At 50.0% G+C, this 20,463-nt stretch carries 4 protein-coding genes; 3 read left to right on the forward strand and 1 reads right to left on the reverse strand.

The features are described 5' to 3' along the window. Positions 1–55: 55 nt before the first annotated feature. The 3 genes from ACJJIO_RS17585 (at position 56) to ACJJIO_RS17595 (ending at position 19,571) form a co-directional block, all read left to right on the forward strand. Entirely contained in the window at positions 56–13,234 is a 13,179-nt protein-coding gene (locus tag ACJJIO_RS17585) for an isopeptide-forming domain-containing fimbrial protein (protein WP_444909260.1), read from the forward strand. Continuing rightward, positions 13,234–18,459 (forward strand): OmpA family protein, encoded by a 5,226-nt coding sequence (locus tag ACJJIO_RS17590; protein ID WP_444909261.1) that lies wholly within the window; start codon positions 13,234–13,236, stop codon positions 18,457–18,459. The genes ACJJIO_RS17585 and ACJJIO_RS17590 overlap by 1 nt, the downstream gene beginning before the upstream one ends. A gap of 761 nt (positions 18,460–19,220) precedes the next feature. Next, positions 19,221–19,571 carry a hypothetical protein gene (locus ACJJIO_RS17595; protein ID WP_444909262.1) on the forward strand — a complete coding sequence of 117 codons (351 nt, stop codon included), beginning with the start codon at positions 19,221–19,223 and terminating at the stop codon, positions 19,569–19,571. 529 nt (positions 19,572–20,100) lie between these two features. Here ACJJIO_RS17595 and ACJJIO_RS17600 read toward each other — a convergent pair. Continuing rightward, on the reverse strand, positions 20,101–20,418 hold the full coding sequence (locus tag ACJJIO_RS17600) for a hypothetical protein (RefSeq protein WP_444909263.1): 318 nt from the start codon (positions 20,416–20,418) through the stop codon (positions 20,101–20,103). Positions 20,419–20,463 lie beyond the last annotated feature (45 nt).

Here is a 20,463-nt window from a genome sequence, read left to right on the forward strand (position 1 = left end):
AGGGTGCTGTCAAGGATTTTGTAAACAGAAAAGCGGCGGCTAATAAGTGACGATGATGTCGGAAGTAATTAGGCAAACCTCTCGGAAGTACTCTTTAGCTGGTTTTATTTTAGCCAGTATGTTCTTCCTGTTTGTAGCGAGCAACGCCTCGGCTACTGAAGAATGCCCCGTAAACTTCTTGCCGGATGTTGTAGAAATCGCCAACGACAGTCACTGTGAATTATGTGGAACGGGTACAGTTCGTGTAAGGCTTCGAAACCCCACTGATGAGCCGTTACGAGATCTTGCTTTGAATGTAGATCTCAATAACCCACGTCTCGAATATGCTGGTAATTTACGTATATCCGGTAGTGCTAGCTTAACCTCCATACCAAGTGATGGTGACAATAACCCTTACTTTTCTTTTTCTGATTTACCAGCCTCACCTCGAGATCCCATTTTTTTGGGCAGACGATGCGATAATTCCAATGTATTTGATAATGATTGTGAGTTTGTAGAGCTGAGCTTTGATGTACGTAGCCGCCCTGGGGAGGAAGAAAACCTTGCAGAGCAAAACTTAAGATTGGACATAACTGCTCTTGCTCAATATTCGGCTTGTGGTAGAACAACGATTCAGCAGCAGAGTCACAATCGCACTCTAGATATTGAGCAGCCGACCCCAACTCTTAGTAAATCGGTAAGAACATTTGATACCGGTACGGGTGCATTGATTCCAAGGTTTGGTGATTCCACAGCCTATGGGCATATAGAAGATGGAGTTCTGTGGGAAGTCACTATTGATAGTGGGGCTCGAGCATTAAGTTATGTGAAATTTGAGGACTTGCTGAGTCCTGTAGATGGTGCAACGGATTTAGAGTATGCATGTTTTTCACAAGCAGATGCTATTAACTCTGTCATTGCGGGTAGCCGTCAAGGTAATTGTGCCTCGATTGCTAGTGTGAATAATGAATTGATTGGGGGGAATGCTGGGGGCTTACAAATCCCATTGGGCTCCATTAATGGGACCGTTTCTATCTACTTTTCTGGGAAAATGGATAGTTCTTGTAATAGCGCTCGACAAATCAATGTAGTTAGAAATCTCGAATGGGGTTGTAGCTCTCCCTTAGGTGGAATTACCCATGCTTGGGGAGAGGGGCCCCCATCATCTAAAGTTGCTAACCTGTTTGGGAACCAAAACCAGGGAGACTTAGAGGTTAACACTACTATACGAAATGCACAGGGGATAGCAGGCAGGGCAGGCTCTCGTGCCAATATTACCGTTCGTGTAGAAAATAATACTGGTCATACAGTAAGTGGTCTACGACTGCTTAATACTCTACCTTCCCAGTATATTATGGATCCAACACATCCTGTAGAGGTTGTTGGTCGACGAGGAGGTGGGGGTAATAACTATCCTGGCAGAATTAACTTTGGTGGGGCTGGGGTTACTTGGGAAAACCCAGTGACAGTTGATGCTAGTCAGTCTAACTTAGCAAAAGCAGAACTTAAAAAACCTAATTTTTCATTAGAGGGAAATGGTGTCGCAAACAATGAAGGGTCTCAAGTAGACATTTTGCGACATGGGGATTGGGTTGAAGTTAGGTTTGGAGTTGTACTAATAGACCCCGCTGCTTTTGATCTTAAAACCAACCTTGATGAAGGTATCAATGAGCCTGATACCGGGTATAGGAAGACACTACAGCATAAAGTAGAGGTTGAGTTTGATAACTATTGTTCTTTAAATAATGCAAAAATTACAGAGACTACCAATTTCGATGCTTGGCCAGAAGACCTGGATGTTAATATCCCTGCGGCTTTACATATTGTAAGAGATAATGGCACGACCGATCTCACTTTTGAAATTACAAATGAAGGTGGAGATCAAGCCGATAACTTCTTTGCTTATGTCTCTTTTGGGGCAACGATGAATGTTGTGGGTGTTCCCAATGGTTGTAGTAGTGCTACAGTTGCGAACCCTCCAGTTCACCCCAGTAGCACACATCCTTCTGGTGCCAACGTCAGGATGCCTATTTGGAAGCTGCCGCCGCCTGATAACAACACTGTACCCATTCCTAATAATGCAAGTGTCTACCTTTGCTCAATTGACAATGGGCTAGACATTTTAAAAGCCCAGAATGACAGTTCTGGGGATATAACATTTGTTGTTGAGAAAGATACAAGCAGTACAGGCTTGCAAGCTGATGATCTTACTTTTCGAGTGGATTTGATCGGGGAAATAACTCTTAGTGATGGTACACCATTAATTTATCCTGCACCGGAAGCTGCTAATTCCGAAACCAATCCTGGGAAACAGCAAGCCAATAATTATTCGTTGGATGCTATGCGAGGAAAGGTACTTGGCTTCAATCTATTGAAACGTCATGTGCCAGGTAGTTGTAATGAATTGCCCAGCAGGGATTCTGGTGAGCCGGAAATATTAATTGGGGAAGAGTGTGACTTTGAGATATATGCTGGTGGTTGGTTTGGATTTGAGACACCAGGCTACAACTTAATTGCTGTTGGTGGCATTGATATCGCAGATGATACACCCGGGGTCCATAACGGACGCGATGGTTATCAAGGGTATATCTCCCATAGCCAGCTTGCTTCTTGTGCGGATGCTACCTTCCCTGACCCATCCAGGACAGACTGTAGTACTACTATCACTAATTTTACCAGTATGCCGGGCACGTTGCTTTCAGATGCAGGCTTACACTGGGATGTGAGTGATGGTGGCACTTATGCTGTAGATAAACGTGGGCAGTGGTTCCTTGCGGACATGACTACCCGCTTGCTCAATAAAGATGAGGATAAAGTCTCAGGCCCTACCACTCATGGTGATACGAGTATTGACTATGGCCGGGCTCGTTTCACTGCTTTTTTTAAGACTACTGTGGATGGCACCGGCACCCCAACAACTCAACAAATAACCATTGATAATTATTCCTGCACAAAAGGAAATAGTTGTAATACAGAATATCCAGGCTATCCACAATGGCAAGACTGGACTGCAGAGCTTACAGTAACTGAGCCAAACCTTAATATCTCTAAAAAGGTCTGTAATTTTAGTCAGGCTGGAGGAAATATTAACAGCTGTAACTGGGTGGACTCGGTGTCTGGTAGCAAGTTTGATGACTTTGTCTACCGAATAACTGTAGAAAATAATCAAGACAGCGGTCCAAGTGCTGCCCCAGCATATGATGTCGTAATTACCGACGAGCTGGAGAGTGCACAAATGTGTGTTTGGCCATTTGCATTGGATGGTCTAAATAATACTCCTGAGGGCGACTTTGGTCTTGTGGGCACTTTGGTTGGTCGAAATGATTATGACTACGACCCTAATGATCCCGAGGCCTCCCCGCACTGTTTGGAAAATGGAAGCCAGGCTTTCTTAACCTTTTCCTATGATCATTCAACAGCATTAAAACAAATTGACGATAAAGATAGTGTTAATCTTTACTATCGTGTGAGCCCACACCGTACAGTGGTTCCTAATCAGTCGTTTAAAAATACGGCCTCTATTTTTCGTTACGACAGTCTAAAAGGGTTGGCGGGGGCGCAGAGTAAGCCAGTTATTGATAATAATAACCACCCTGGCACAGATGGAAAAGTTCCACCACGTACAGCCACTCCGGCGCTTGGTGGTGCTCGTATTTATTGTGTTGATGGGAGTGGCTATTGCGGTTCTGATGATGCGACTATGACCATCATTGATGTTAAAACCGAACCGAAAGAAATTATTTCACTCTCCCTGAGCGACCCAAAAAATAATAACGTGGTTGTTGGCGAAGAAATCCGATATCAGCTGACGGGTAAGGTGCCTGCCTCCCGATTAATTGATTTTACTTTCCGTGATGATCTTCCCGAGGGGTTAAGTTGTATTGAGGCGGTATCGCTGGATTTAACATCCATTCCGGGTACCACATGGTTTACTGGTGGTGGAGCAACAACCCCTCAAATCGATTGTAACGATGACTTTGTTGAGTGGCGTTATGGCGATCAGCATCTATTGTCTTTTGACCGTGGAGCCTATCCTGACGGTTTGGTACCTGTCGAACTAACATTTATCGCGCGAGTGGAGAACAATAAATATACACCTCATGCCGCTACTTTAGTTAATCCTAATGTTAGTGGCGTAGCGCAAATGACTTATAGGCCTGCGGTTGGAGCTACCCCGGTAGCCACTACTTTTGATCCACATACAATTAATGTAACGGGTCCGAGGATACAGCTGAACAAATCGTTCGCAGTAACTAACAGCGATGCGGATGATATTCTCACAGTAACTGTCACTGCAGAAAATATCGGTACCGCCGCCGCCTATAACCTGCAAGTACTCGATGACCTTACAGGCTCCAAGTTAGTTTATATCGGCAATATTGGAGGTAATGATCCACCCCAAAATGTCGATATCACTTCCGTGGGTGCTAATGCACCGATCTTTAGCTGGAATCGCAGTAATGCGGATTACAGCATCGCCGTGGGCGCTACCAAGTCATTCACCTTTGATGTGCGGGTAGAGCAGGGTGTAGAGCCCCATGAGATTCTGGATAACACCATTCAGGCCCGCTGGCAGTCCCTGCCGGGCAAAGATATTTCATTGAATAGCAGTAAGACTATTGGCAATGATGGAGCTGCTGACGGTATGCGTATCGGCGTGTTACCCAATGGTGGCGACGCGATTAATGATTATGAAACCAATGCCAGTGCCCAGACAGAAGTCTTGCCGTTACAGATAAACAAAACCGATTTACAGCCCGCTTTAGCTCCCACCATTGGTGCTCATAAAAAATTCCAGCTGGAAATCCGCTTGCCAGAAGGTATCAGCCAAAATGTAGCGGTTACCGATCAGCTCGGCAGCCCGGAAGGCTATGTGCTTAGCCATAATGCCGATTTCGATATTACTTATGATTTTGTCGGTATCGAAACCATTAATGGCGCAGTGCCATCTGAAACAGCATTCAATAGTTTCCCCACAGATAATACTGCCGGCAATGCCACCTGGAATATTGGCACCGTGGATACTGCCAGTGAAAATGACACGGTTGGCGGTACTATTGAACCACTGATTCGTATTACCTACTTTGCCCGTATCGCCAATGATTTGGCTACAAATAATGGCGATTCCCGTCGCAATGGTGCCACCCTGTCTTACCGCAATGGCGAAACCGGAGCCGGGGAAAATCTCAATGACAACACCGCTGCGGTTACCGTGGTAGAGCCTTTGCTAGCGGTCAGTAAAACTGTCAGTAATGCGACCAACCCCGGCAATTTGCCTGTGGGTGGTGATGTACTGGAGTACGAAATTACCGTGGCCCACGATGGTGGCTCCACAGCAGCTGCTTACGACTTAAACCTGGTGGATACACTACCTTCGGAATTGCGCCTGGATAGCAGTTTCACCCCAACGGCACTAATTAATGGTGGTGCTGTGGCAGGTTTTGTCTCAACACCGGCGGCAGCGCCCAATGGCCCCTTGATTTGGGGACGGGAGAACGGTGATAACAGTCTGGACCTGCAACTGGGGGAAACTCTGGTGATTACCTACCGCACTCAGGTGAATGGGGTATTTGGTTCTCCCATTAGCAATAGTGTGATGTTGGATTGGACCTCTCTCGACAACAGCAGTACAAATAATCAGGCCTATGAACGCGATGGTGCTGGCTGCCCAAGTATTTCGGCACCGGATGATTACTGTGTGGGCCCGGCCAGCGCCAGTATCGACACGGTGGATAACACCACTATTTCCAAGACAGTCATTGCGGATTCCGATAGCGCCACTCCAGTGGGTACGGTACGGGTTGGTGACACTGTTACCTATCAGCTAGTTCTGAATCTGCAGGCGGGCACCACACCGGCGGTAACCGTTACCGATACGCTGCCGAGCGGATTGGAGTTTGATTCCATTGTCAGCGTGAACGGTGATACCACCGCGCCCTACGATGACAACTTGAATGATTACACCTATGCGGCGATTGCCGTGCCTGGCGCCGGGGATACTGGTACCGTGACCTGGAATCTGGGCGATATTCTCAGTAACTTCGGTAATACCAATCAATTTATTATTGAGTACACCGCCAAGGTACAAACCGGCGCGGGCATTGCGGTGCCCACAGCCACCCTCACCAATACTGCGCAACTGAATTACACCGGTGCTGCCAGCACATTGCAGGACAGCGCCAGTATTACAGTACTGCAACCGCGCCTTGCGAATCTGACTAAAACCGATGCCAACTGGCCCAGTTCCCATATGAATGTGGATCCGGCCAATGATGTGATGCAGTTTACTTTACAAGCCTGTAACACTGGCTTGGCTCCAGCTTACGATCTGTCTTTGACCGATGATCTGGCGACGCAGATGGAGCAAAGTTCCATCGCCAATTTACGGGTCTCCCTGGATGGCTCAGTACTGACTCAAGGTACTGATTATAGCTACACTGCACCGGTCAATCGCGGTGACGATATGCACTTTACTTTACAGGTGCCTATCGACGCTGGTACCTGCTTGGATATTTATTATGAAATTGGCTTTTATACTGATATCGGCGGCGGTGAAAACTGGGTAAACACTTTTACAGCAAATGAATTCTGGTCACTGCCCAGCAAGAGCGGTGAACAGTATGCTGCAGTTCCCCTGGCAACGCCTTACCCGATGGGTACTGTTGCCACTACGGTAACGCCTCCGCAGAAAACGCTGCTTACTGCCCCCACAGCGGCAGTGGGTGAGGAAGTGATATACCGCATTCAAGTACCGGGTAGCGCCACTACTGCGGCGATTCACGATTTGGTGATTACCGATGTGCTCGACCCCAGCCTGACACTGGTGCAGCTGCAGGAAATTAATGGCCGCGCATTTACCGATAACACCAGCAGTAACAATATTGCCCTGGCTGTTGACATGCTTCCGGCCGGCGAAGTGGCAATTTTTGAAGTGCGCGCACGGGTTGCCAATAATGCAACCGCGCAAGCGGGGCACAACTTTGCCAATCAAGCCAGTTATACCTTTGCCGCCACTAAAGGTGGGGCTGCACAGGCCGGCGGTGTCGGCACTGCGCCGGTGCTTACTATTGTGGAGCCGGATTTATCCGCAACCAATACGGTGGCCAACCAGACCAGCCCCGGTAATGACCCCGATGCGGGCGATATTCTGCGCTTTACCCTGGACCTAGCCGCTGCGGGCAGCCCGGAGAATTCCGCCGCTTTCGATTTGGCTATCCTTGAGCAGCTCTCTCTGGGGCTGCAATTGGTACCGGGCAGTGTCACCTTTGCAGGTGCCGCCCAGGCCGACCCCACGGTAACCGGCGATGGTGTTAATGCTGCGCAAACTCTCGAGTGGAGCCGTGCCAACAGCGATCTGGATATCTCTGCCGGTAATAACAGCCTGTTGGTATTCGATGCTCTGGTACTGGATGAAGTGCTGGCAGCTGCCACACTTTCCACCACTGCGCGCATCGAGTGGACCAGTCTGGATGAAGATAACAGCAGTCCCCATGAGCGCAATGGTGCTGACGGTGTCGGCGGTTTAAATGATTATGTACTGGAAAATATTGCCGCACAGCTGACCGCCGCCAATGACAGCGTACTGAGCAAAACCCGTGTTGACGATAGCTACGGTAGCACTGATGTGCAGTTGCGTATCGGCGATCTGGTGGAATACGAGCTGCGTCTGGCCCTGCCAGAAGGTACAGCACCGAAGGCGCAGATTGTCGATACCTTGCCGCAGGGCATGGTATTTGCCGGCACTGTGTCGATCAATGGCGATAACAATGCACCTTTCGCGGCTGTGGCACCTTTCCTCCACAACGCTATCGCCGAGCCGGTGCAGGCTGGTGACCCGGCCGCGGGCCCGACCACACTGAGTTGGAATATTGCTGATTTGCGCAACCAAGGCGATAACAACGCAGCTAATGATGAATTTGTGCTGCGCTATCGCGCGCGGGTATTAAACCGCGATGTGCACCCATGGCCCGCCAACAATACTGCACTCACTAATAATGTTGTTTTCAGCTTCGATGCCGCTACCGGTAATGAAACACGCAATGACAGTGAAACTCTGGATCTGCTACAGCCAGACCTGGCAATAGCAATCAGTGCGAATCCTGCTGGGGGTACCACTCTCTCCGCCGGTGATAGGGTCGACTACACCATTACGATTACCAATAATGGTTCTGCGCCCGCCTATGATCCGCTCTTTAAAGACTTGATTCCCCTCGGCCTGCGCCAGGCTGGTATCAATGTGCAGTCAGTAACTATCAATGGCGCTACTGCAACGGCTGTTGCTCCAACTTTCGACAGCAGCACTGGCGCAGCGGTTTGGGATTTCTCCGCGGGTACCGGTTACGCCATTAACCCGGGCCAGACTTTACAAATGGTGTACCGCGTTCAGGCGGATGCTAATTTGGGCGCGGGCCTCAATCTGCAAAATGCCGCTTATGTGGAGACTTATTACTCTCTGGATGGCGACAATCTGCCTTCTCTCGGTACGACGGCCGTGATTGCGGATATGCGCGAAGACTACGGCCCCACAGCCCCGGTGAGTGTGCAGTTTAATACTCCCAATGCCGCGCCGCTTTTCATTGAAAATACTCAGCCCACGGCTTCTATTGGCGAGCCGTTCAATTACCGCATTACTATTCCGCAAACGCCGCAGCCAGCAGCCCTGCACGATGTTAGCGTGTTGATTGACCTCAGTGCTTCCGCGGCGGATTTGGAATTTATTGGTGCGGCCAAGGTTTCCGGTAAAAATGCATTTACTCCGCAAAATACCGGTTCCGCTTCTGCGCTGGTGATTGCCGATACTACCAACGGCATCGATGTGCCCGCTGGTGAGCAGGTGGTTATTGATGTAACGCTGCGCTTGCGCGACAGCAATCCACCCAATGTGGATGGCTTCATGTTTAGCAACAGCGCCAGTTACAGCTACAACTACGATAATGACAACCCGGCCATGGGGCAGGGTGCTGGTGCGGGTAATTCCACCTTGGATATGCAGGTGGTAGAACCCACGGCGATTACCCTGACAAAAACCGGCCCGGCCAGTGTGCAGTCCGGTTTACCCGGCACCTTTACTTTGGACTTACACAATATTGGTACCGGCCCAGCCTGGGATATTAGCGTGACCGATATCCTGCCGGATAATAATCCCGGTGGCATGTGTGAAACCGCACCAAATAATTTTGCGGCTCAAATCACCGATGCGGCCGGTACAGCGATTGCCACCCTGACTGAAGGTACCGATTTTAATACGGCCTTTGATGCAGCCAGTTGTACTCTTACCATCACATCAATTGGCGCTGGGGCAATGTTGGCTGCGGATCACCATCTGCTGCTAAGTTACGACGCTACTCTGGATGCAGATACCCGCGATGGCGATACGCTCACTAATATTGCCGGGGTAACGCTGTGGCACAGTTGGGATAGCAGTGCCCCTGAAGCGCGTCAGTACACTCGTCCGGCGCCTACCGATGGTACACCTGGCGTGCTCGATCATGAGGATGCCTATACCCTGAGTGCTTCAGTTCCCAAGGTAACTTTCTACAAGACTGTCGAGAATGTTACTCGCGGACAAAATCCGGCTGCCACGGCCAGCCCTGCAGAAGTACTGCGCTACACCCTCACTTTGAAAAATATCAGCGGTGTGGATGTCAGTGGTATTGAGATTACTGATGACTTGGGCCGCCTAAACAGCTTGCCATTGTTCCAGTCGGGCTCCCTGCAACTGGTTACTGCTCCGGCGAGTAGCGATAGTAGCGGGACAGATGCTTCTGCTGGTACCCACGGCAGTGGCTTGTTGAAGGTGACCAATCTTGACCTGGCGGCAAGTGGCAGTGCGGGTGATTCCATTCAGTTGATCTATGAAGTAAGTCTCGCCTCTGTAATTGACAGCAGTACAACTGTGTTGAATCAGGCTCAGGTACAGTTGCCCGGTCAATTACTGAAAAACAGTGATGATCCCAATATTAACGGTACTGATGATCCTGACGCTGCGGGGGATGAAGATCCTACTCAGGTATTAATTGAATCTGAACCACTGCTGGTAATTCATAAAACCTCAGCAGATATGACCGGTGACCCGGACCTGCTGATGGTGGCGGATACCCTGCGCTATACCATTCGCGTGGAAAATACCGGTAACGAAAATATCGTTAACGGGATGTTGCGTGATCAGATCCCAGCGAACACTACTTATGTTGCTGGCTCCACCACCTTGAATGGTTCTGCGCTTACAGATGTAAGTGACGCTTCGCCGCTTGAAGCGGGTATGAACATTAATACATCTGGCGAAGCCGATGGTTTTATTGCTGCAGCGGCAACTGGCGCTGTGCCTGTGATGGTTACCTTTGATGTCACCATTAATGATGTCAATGACGGCACTATTATTTCAAACCAAGGCTTTGTTAATGGCGAAGGTGCTGGTAGTGGCCCCTTCGATGAAGTCCCATCGGATGACCCCGCTACAGATGTCCCCAACGATCCAACAATAGATATTGTTGGCGATGTTCCCCTGCTGGTTGCTCATAAGACCGTGGTAATTGCGGTGGATAATATTTCCACGGGTATTGTCGACCCCGGTGATGTGCTGCGTTACACCATTGCGATTACCAATATGGGGGGGGTTGATGCGCTGCAGGTGGCACTCACTGACCAAGTGCCCGCAAATACCAATTATGTTGCCGGTAGTACCACCTTAAATGGAATCGCGGTTGCTGATAATGCCGGTGGTATGTCACTGCTGAATACTGCATTGCCGGTATCTTCTGATGACCTAACCCCACCTTTGCCAGGTGCCAACGAGGGGGTGATTACTTCTGCACAAACTGCCACCGTAACTTTTGATGTAATGGTGAATATGGATGCTGCCAGGGGTACGGTAATCAGCAACCAGGGCAGTGTTGCTGCAGAAGAACTACCACTGGTACTCACTGATGCAGATGGCAATCCGGCCAATGGTGCCCAACCGACACTAGTGGTGGTGGGTGATGCACAGCTGCTTTCAATTGTAAAAGAAGTTGCCGTTGTCGGCGGTGGCGCAGCCGAAGCCGGAGCAGTGCTGGAATATTTGGTGACCATTGAAAATATCAGTGGTGTGCCGGCGACCATGGTAAGTATTACTGATGACCTAATGGTTGCTGGCGATGGTGTCCTTACCTACGTTGCAGACTCTGCCATGCTAAATGGCCAAGTAGATGGAGTCAGCGTTGCCGGTACGGTAATTACTGCTGACTACTCCACAACTTATGGAGATTTGCTGCCGGGTGAAAGTGTGACATTGCGCTTCCAGGCAAAACTTTCCGACAGCCTGGAAATTGGCTACACCGTGGTGAATACCGCGGAAGTGCACTGGAATGATCCACCTTCAAGCAATCAGGCCAGTGTTGCTATCGATGTTGGTGGCACACCGGGAATCGCTAATCTGGCCGGTTACCTGTGGCACGATGTGAACTTCAATAATCAGGCCGATGCCGATGAACGCTTGTTGTTGAACTGGGCAGTGGATCTGTATTTCAACGGTGCATTGCTGGAAACTATCCAGACTGATGAAAATGGCTATTTCAATTTCCAGGGACTGGTGCCCAACAATTATGGTGGTCTTAGTTACGAGATGCGCTACACCGCGCCGGATGCCAGCGAAAGTACCGCATCTCTGGGTAATCCGGTTTCCGATTTCACCAATGGTCCCCAGCGTATCAGTGAGATCTTTGTGGAGTCTGGTGCTAATCCGCAAGACTTAAACCTGCCGCTCACGCCAAACGGAGTCATTTACAACTCCATCCTGCGTGCTCCGATTACCGGCGCTACGCTGAGTATGCTGCGTGCCAGCTCAGGCCAGGAGCTGCCGAATCGTTGCTTCGATGATGAAAAGCAGCAGGGTCAGGTAACCCGTGCCGGTGGCTACTACAAGTTCGATATTAATTTCGATGATGCCGCCTGTCCGGCCAATGCGGACTACCTGATTCGAGTAGAACTGGCCGATGACAATTATGTCGGTGGTGAATCCCTGGTTATTCCAGCGCAGACCAATGAGGAGACTGCCGGATTCGATGTGGGCGCTTGCCTCGGCAGTAATGCGGATATGGTGCCGGGTACTGCGCAACACTGCGAGGTGCAACTGTCCCCGGCTAATCCGCCACTGGATATAGAAGCACGTGATACCCTGACCAACTATTACCTGCGCCTGACTCTGGATAACAAACAAATTCCAGGGGATAGCCAGTTGTTCAACAACCATATCCCCCTGGACCCGAAATTAGAGGGGGCGCTCTCTATTACTAAAACTGCGGCCATGTTGAATGTGACCCGCAGCCAATTGGTGCCTTACACCATTACCTTCGGCAATAACCTGCCGGTACCGCTCACCGATTTGCAGCTGGTGGACTTTTTCCCCGCAGGCTTCAAATACGTGGCCGGCTCGGCGCGTCTCGATGGTGAACCGGTGGAACCGGAGATGAAAGGGTTACAGTTGATCTGGTCGGACCTACGTGTAGAGGCGGATCAGACCCGCGAGTTGAAACTGCTACTCGTTGTAGGCTCCGGTGTAGGGGAGGGCAAGTATGTGAACCGTGCACGTATGTTTAACCAGCTCTCCGGACAGACGGCGTCTGGTGAAGCTTCGGCGACCGTGCGTGTGGTACCGGACCCCACTTTCGACTGTACCGATGTGATCGGTAAGGTCTTCGACGATAAAAATATGAACGGCTACCAAGATGCCGGGGAAGGTGGACTGGCCGGTGCGAGGGTCGTCAGCGCTACGGGTCTCAATGCCACTGCCGATGCCCACGGTCGATTCCATATCACTTGTGCGGTGGTGCCAAACCCCGATCGCGGTTCCAATTTTGTGCTCAAGCTCGACGACCGCAGTTTGCCAAGCGGCTATCGTCTCACCACAGAAAACCCGCGCGTGGTGCGTGCGACCCGAGGCAAGATGGTGAAGTTTAACTTCGGCGCTAGCCTGCATCGGGTAGTGCGCCTGGATATGGCCGAGGCGGTCTTCGAACCGACAACTACCGAGATGCGTCCCCAATGGCACTCCCGAATTGAGCTGCTGCTGGAAAAACTCAGTGAAGCGCCCTCGGTATTGCGCCTGTCCTACCTCGCGGAAAATGAAGACCCGGATTTGGTGGAAGAGCGTTTGCAAACGATCAAGGCGGATATTGCCGAGCAGTGGGCGCGTAGTTATGGCGACTACGAACTGACGATTGAAACGGAAGTGTTCTGGCGGCGTGGTGCGCCGCCCAGCAAAGGAGGGTGGCAGTAATGTCCTTTGCAGATGGCAATAAAAAGCGCAGTAACCTGGAGTGTTCGCACACACCTGGCACAGCGCTTGTTGCGAAAAAAAACACTCGCACATTTCATCGGCGTGAGCGTTGCCTGGCCACAGCGATTACTTTGGCCTTGGCAATGCCTGTACACGCGCAGCAGAAAACTGACACCGAGGTAGCCGAACCCCTGGAAACCAGCTGGTGGCAGGTGTGGCAAAAAATTCCCGGACTGGCGCCAGAGGTAGAGGAGCCGCAGACGGAGTTTGAGGAAAAATCCATAGGCAGCAATACGGAAACGATGTTGCTGCGCGCCCCTTCCAATCAATGGCTGCAGGATGCGGGTACTTTTATTGCCCCGCCCGAGCCGATTGTGGTGGAAGACTTTATCGAGCCATTACAGTTTTTTGCTGTAGGTGATGAAGTTTCTCCTGAGGCCATCACATTATTGCGTGAAAAGCTGGATGAGCTGGGAGAAACGCCCAATTTCCAATTGCATTTTATTGGTCACACCGATTCGGACCCGATGCAAAAAGAATTCGTTGCGGATTACGCAAGTAAGGAAGAATTTACCCTTGCTCGCGCTCAATTCGTGGCAGATTTTTTCCAGCAGGCTTTGGAACTGCCGGAAGAGATGATCGCGGTGGAAAGCCGCGGTGACGCAGAGCCCATTGCCGACAATATCACCACTGCCGGACGCGAACTGAACCGTCGCGTGCAAGTGCAGGTGAGTTACGATGCTCTGGATGCAGAGGCTATGGCAGCCCGTGCCCGCGCTGAAGCCCTGGCACTTAACCGGGTCAAAGTGTGTCGCCAGGAAACGGTTTGTAGATTGAATTATACCGCTGGCACTGAGCAGCGCGCGCGCTTGAAGAACCTGGTTAATCCTTTGCGCTGGCAGCCGGGGCAAGCGAATTTACCTGAGGCGTTCTTACGGCGTATCCGCGAAGTGCGTACAAATCTGTCCAATAAGAATAATCTGGTGATTCATTTTGTTGGTCATACCGATGCGCTGCCTCTGCAAATTGGTGAAAGCTCTGAGCAGCAACAGAGTGCCTATCAGGAAAAGTCCCATAGCGAAGCCCGACGTGTTGCTCTGGCGGTGCGCGATGCCCTGGGCCTACCGGACACCATGATCTCCAGTAGCGGCAAGGGCGCCAGTCAGCCCATAGCCGCCAATGACACACCCAAGGGGCGCACCCTAAACCGCCGTGTGGAAGTGGAGTTCTGGTACGACGATCCCCTCGAAGTGGCGGTGGATGGCGTACAGGCCTGCCCAGAGGCGGCAGCCGCGGAAACCATTACCATTGCCCACCAATCCCTGCGTGGCGATATAGCGCCTATCCGTTTCGATAATGGCGATCCGATTATTACCCAGGCGCAGCTGGCTCAAATTCGCGCTGCTATGGGGGAAATTTCGAGCAAAGCCAATGTGCGCTTGAGTTTTATTGGTTATAGCGAAAATAAGCGCATGGACCGCCGGGAAGCCATGGTTTACGGCGATGATGTTGGGCTCTCTGGTGCACGCGCGCGCCGTGCGATGGAGCAGGTAAAAGAGCTTCTCAGCCTCGAAGACTCCCAAGTGGAATTTGAAGGGCGCGGTTATGTGCAGTCCGACGATGTAGTGGCCAACGGTTTCACCCTGGATGAAGGCGCGAGGGTTGAAGTGCAGGTGCTCTACGATGAGCTGGCGATTCTGGCGGAGAGCGACCGCCTGGAGATCGAGCGTATTAACCGCGAAGCCATCGCTAACAACCCCTATTCACTGAATTTAATGCGTATTACTGTGGATGGCAGTCCCGAATACGATCCCTATAAAAACTCTGCCGATCTGCAGCGCTGTACCGATGTGGCGCTGGATAATGCGAATATCCAGTTCCGCTTCGATAACAAAAAAATGCAGCCGCGTCTGAATATTTCAGCCTGGCCCAATACCATTCGCTATGCGGATAACCCGGATACCGAGCACAGCGAGAACCGCGTGGTTTTCCGCAGCTACACCAACTATCCCAGTTTTATTGAGCGGGCAGAGGTACGCCTGTTTGAAGAAGGGCAGTCCCTGCGAGACACCCCGCTTGACATAGTCCCGCTGGCTGCCGGAGAAGGGGAGTGGTTTGCAGAATTTTCCCATTTCCAGGCACCGCTAAAAAAACTGCACTATGTCTTGCGAGTGTACGATAAAAAAGGCCGCTTCGATGAAACTGCCGAACAGACTCTGTGGTTGGTGGATAAGGTTGAAGAGTCAACGAAAGAGGTAAACGTTTCTCAGGAATTATTGGTTGGCTACGGTGAAAATCGCCTAGCGCGAAGAAATATTCCTCTGGATGGCAACAGTGTGCTGATGAACGGTGCCGAGGTACCGCCAGGGCACACCGTGTGGCTGGCGGGCAACCCGGTACCGGTCAACGAGCAGGGCCAGTTTGTCGCCGAACAAATTTTCGACCCCGGTATGCACACCGTGGAAGTGGCGGTTCTGGATGAAGAGGGCAATGGCGAATTGTTCCTGCGCGATCTGGAATTTGCCAAAAACGACTGGTTTACCGTGGGTATTGCCGATCTCACGATTGGCTATGACAAAACCAACGGCCCAGCGGCGCTGGTTACCGGCGATGAAACCCACTACGACAATTCTGTTAGCTACGATGGCCGCCTGGCGTTTTATACCAGCGGTGGTTTCGGTGAGGGCTGGCGCCTCTCTGCCAGTGCGGATACGGAAGAGGGGCCGGTGGATGATTTATTTTCCAACTTTATGGAAAAAACGCCCGATGCCCTGTTCCGCCGTTTAGATAGTGATCTTTATTATCCCACCTTTGGTGACGACTCCACCGTAGTGGAAGACGCACCCACCTCCGGCAAGTTTTATGTGAAGTTGTCCAAGTACGACGACTACGGCTTGTGGGGTAATTTCAAAGCGACCTATGCCGATAACGAATTGGCGCAAATAGACCGTGCACTCTATGGTGCCAACGGCCACTTCGAAAGTAATTCCATGACCAGCTTCGGGGAAAAACGCTTTCAGGTGGATGCCTTTGGTGCGGAGCCAGGCACTATTGCCGGGCGCGATGAGTATCGTGGAACCGGCGGCTCCCTCTATTTCATGCGTCATCAGGATATTCTAAACGGCTCCGAACGCCTGCGGGTTGAAGTTCGGGATAAAGACTCCGGTTTGGTACTGGCCGTAAAAAACCTTTCCCCGGTGATCGATTACGATATCGATTACATTCAAGGCCGCGTACTGCTGAACAAGCCCTTGTCTGCCCTGGCTAACGATAATCTGTTAATCCAGGATGGCTCCTATAACGGTAATCCCCAGTATCTGGTAGCCCGCTACGAATACACCCCCGGCTTTGAAGAGATGGATACCCTTGCCTTTGGTGGCCGCGCCCATTACTGGTTTGGAGATCACGTAAAGCTGGGGCTCAGTGCTACCCAACAGGATGAGGATGATAACGAAACTGCGCTGCAAGGCTTTGACTTAACGTTACGTAAAACGGCAGGCAGCTGGTTGAAAGTGGAAGTGGCCAACAGTGAAGGCGGTAATCTCGATAGTACCAATTCCCTGGATGGTGGCTTTACTTTTGATAGCGGTCAAACTTTTGATCCTGATGCTAGCGCTGCTGCCAACAAAATTGAAGCTAGCCTGCAGCTGGGTGATTTCTTCGAAAGCCTACGCGGCTCCGGTAATTTCTACCACCAGCAACGGGAAGCGGGCTTTTCTGGCCCCGGTCAATTTGCCCGCGGTGAAACCACCCAGTTTGGAGCGGGGATCAACCTACCTCTCGGTGAAAGTTTCGATGTGGGCTTGAAAGCGGATAGTAAAGAAGAGGAATTCGGCCTGCACACCAGTGCAACGGATTTCATGCTCGGCTACCGCCTCAACGATCACTGGCATCTCAGTTCCGGTGTGCGCAGCGATAGCCGCGAAGATTTCTCCCAAGTTGTGGCGGCCACCCAGACCCAGGGCGACCGCACCGATATGGCAGTGGAGGCCAGTTATGATTCTGGCGAAAATTGGAGTGCTTTCGGCTTTGTGCAGGGTACCGTAGAGGTGACCGGCACCCGTGAGGAAAACAATCGTGTTGGTGTCGGCGGTGCCTACCGGGTGAGCGACAGACTCACCATGGATAGTGAAGTCTCCAGCGGCGATACCGGCATGGGCGCGCGATTGGGCACTGACTTCCTGGTGAGTGACAGAACCAGCGTATACCTGAATTACACCCTCGATAACGAGCGCAGCGATACCGGCGTACGTGCCCGCAAAGGCAATATGAGTACCGGCTTCCGCAACCGTTATTCCGATACCCTGAGCATGTATGGTGAGGAGCGCTACAGCCACGGCGATGTCTCCACCGGCCTGACGCATGCCTTGGGTATGGACCTGGCACCCAACGACCGCTGGACATACGGCACCACGGTAGAGGCGGGCACCCTGGAAGATCCACGTACCGGTGCTAAAACCGAGCGCAACGCTTTGGGGCTCAATATGGGCTATAGCCTGGATGCGATCCGTTTGGCCTCGGCGGTAGAATACCGTACCGATGCCATGGAAACCGCAGTGGATGAAAACACCGTGCTGGAATCCGATCGCGATACCTGGCTGTTGAAGAACACCCTGAGCTACCAGCTCAATCCAGACTGGCGCTTGGTCGGCAAATTCAATTACTCCGATAGTAAAAGCTCCCAGGGTGAGTTTTATGATGGCAAATTTACCGAAGCGGTAATGGGCTACGCCTACCGCCCAGTCAATCACGATCGCCTCAACACGCTCTTGAAATACACCTATTTCTATAACGTGCCCACCAAAGATCAGGTAACCGTGGAAAACACCTCGGCTGAATTTATTCAGAAGAGTCATATTTTCTCCGTGGATGCCAGCTACGATCTCACCCAACGCTGGACCCTGGGAGGCAAATACGCCTACCGCCTTGGCCAGCTAAGCCTGGATAGAGAAGACCCGGAATTCTTTGATAGCCGTGCTAGCCTCTATGTACTGCGCGCAGACTGGCATTTTGTAAAACGCTGGGATCTCCTCATCGAAGGGCGCCTACTCGATTTACCCGACGCGCAGGACAGCAAGAGCGGTGCATTAATTGGCCTATATCGCCACATTGGTGACCACCTCAAGCTGGGGGTGGGCTACAACTTTACGGATTTCTCTGATGATCTTACTCAGCTGGATTACGACAGCCAGGGGATGTTTGTAAATATTGTTGGGAAGTTGTAGCGCGGAGCCCGGTGTAAGCCGGGCTCTAGAGTAGAAGTTTGAGCGGCCGACTTTTCCAGCTGTGACAAGATATAGCTTGCCTTTCAATTATTAGCCTAAAAGCTCACCATCAAATGAATATGCGATAAACTAGAGTCGACTTTGATCCTTTATTACACTTTTTTTGATCTCTAGGGGTTGGTGGGATAGGGTTTTTATCAAATATTCATCGTCGGATATACAGTAAATAATTGGTGTAATTTAAGAGTTGCAGGGACTTTTTTAACCTTAATAAGCAATTTTAAATATTGATAATTTTTTTCTTAGCGGATTATAATTTGACTGGTCAATAAGTACTCTTGAATTCTGGTACTGCTTAGGTTGTTTAGGTTTAGGGGTTCGAAATAGGCTATTTAATGATGAGGCTAACTTTGCGCAGTGTATCAAAACTACTTTGCTAATTGATACTTCCGTTTTACACTAGAGCGAATATTCTCTATATAGCACTTATATAGTTATTTCTTGGAGCTGGCTTGATGAGCTTCTACCGCTATCTAAAACAACTTTCTTACTTGGTTCCATCTAATTACCGACTCTTACCAAACTGAAAATACAAGTATGGTATTATCCAGCAAGGGCGTATAATTTATGTTATTTACCTTCTCATGACAGGGGTAAATATAGTATATTTCCTCCAGAATTATTTAATACCAAATTTGAATTGATTGCGAGTAGATATGAATAGTAAATTCGGGAAGCTTACAGTAAGGTCAGGAAAAGCTATGCTGTTGGGGCTGATTTTTGCCTCTGGTAGTGCTTACTCTGGGACTGAGTGTACCGGTAAAGTAACTACGGTAGAAATTGCGTTAAACGGAAATGTTAACGCCAGTATAATAGACAGTGGAAGTGGCACTAACTTTCATAGTGTCGCACTTTGCCGGATCACCGAGAATTTGGAGGGCGGGTTCAAGCAAGAATCCTGTAAGGCTGCTTTTTCTCTTCTAACCACTGCACATGCAACTGGTAAGAGTGTAACCTTGTGGTTTAATGAGGATAAATTTTCTTCCTGCTCACAGTCATGGGGGGAGATTTGGTCGCAAGGATTTTATCATCTTCGCCTTAAAGGGAGTTAAATAGTACGAAAAATATTTTAACAATAGGGCGCAACAGTCGATGAATTAAGACTTACTCTTGCCTTAATAAACAGTGAAAATTGTTAGTTCAGTTGCTATAAGAATTTCCAAATAAATAAAGGCCCGACGGTGTTTTGCTATTTCGCTGGGCCTGATTTTATTGGAGTTAGCCTGTCAGCTTTATTAGCTCATTATTGTTGAGGGCCATAGGGGTGAGGCCTCTAGTTGTTATTTAGTAGCGTACTCATCTCTAGTTGGAAAATATAAGATACCTCTTGCCTGCCATACACCAAGGTTATCCAGATCGAATTCCATTCGTTTGTTTCAGTTATTTTATATTTGCCGATCTAATCGATGTTGTGTTGAATGTATTCAGTATTCATACACAAAGAGCCAGTGAACTTGTAGCGGAACCCATCTCCAAGGTGGGCGAAGCTTTTGTTGAATAATTTCGACTCGTGACTATCGATACCTTCAATTACCCCTTCCATAGATAGAGACCAATCTAGTTCGGCAAAGCTATAACCCCCTAGCAGTTACAGGCAGGCTCTTTGGCAGGATTTCGATAGCTCAAAACATCAGTCAGAGAGAATGCTTCTAAATCATACTCTTGCCAGGCATCAAAAATCAGCGCAAAGATGGGGTTGTTCTCATCAAAATCCCATGCATCAATTTTATCAGTAGAAACGGTACAGTAGCATAATCGCAACTTCAGCGGATAGTTGTCAAAGTCTGCCCCTATTGAAATACTATTCCATGACTCGCTCTCAGAAGCAGTGAATTCTAAGTAGCTAAACTCCTTTGTATTTCCTTTCTCAGTTGTTCGATAATTTCGAGTAAGTTCCATTTCTCTATACCTTGTGTTCAAGGGTATATACGGATGGAAACTTAG

This window comes from Microbulbifer mixtoriginis (SeqCode) (genome assembly GCF_052467235.1).

Excerpts from the sequence above, each read along its gene's own strand:
- ACJJIO_RS17600 (WP_444909263.1), bottom strand. The coding sequence starts at position 20,418 with ATGGAACTTACTCGAAATTATCGAACAACTGAGAAAGGAAATACAAAG.
- ACJJIO_RS17585 (WP_444909260.1), top strand. The coding sequence starts at position 56 with ATGTCGGAAGTAATTAGGCAAACCTCTCGGAAGTACTCTTTAGCTGGT.
- ACJJIO_RS17595 (WP_444909262.1), top strand. The coding sequence starts at position 19,221 with ATGCTGTTGGGGCTGATTTTTGCCTCTGGTAGTGCTTACTCTGGGACT.
- ACJJIO_RS17590 (WP_444909261.1), top strand. The coding sequence starts at position 13,234 with ATGTCCTTTGCAGATGGCAATAAAAAGCGCAGTAACCTGGAGTGTTCG.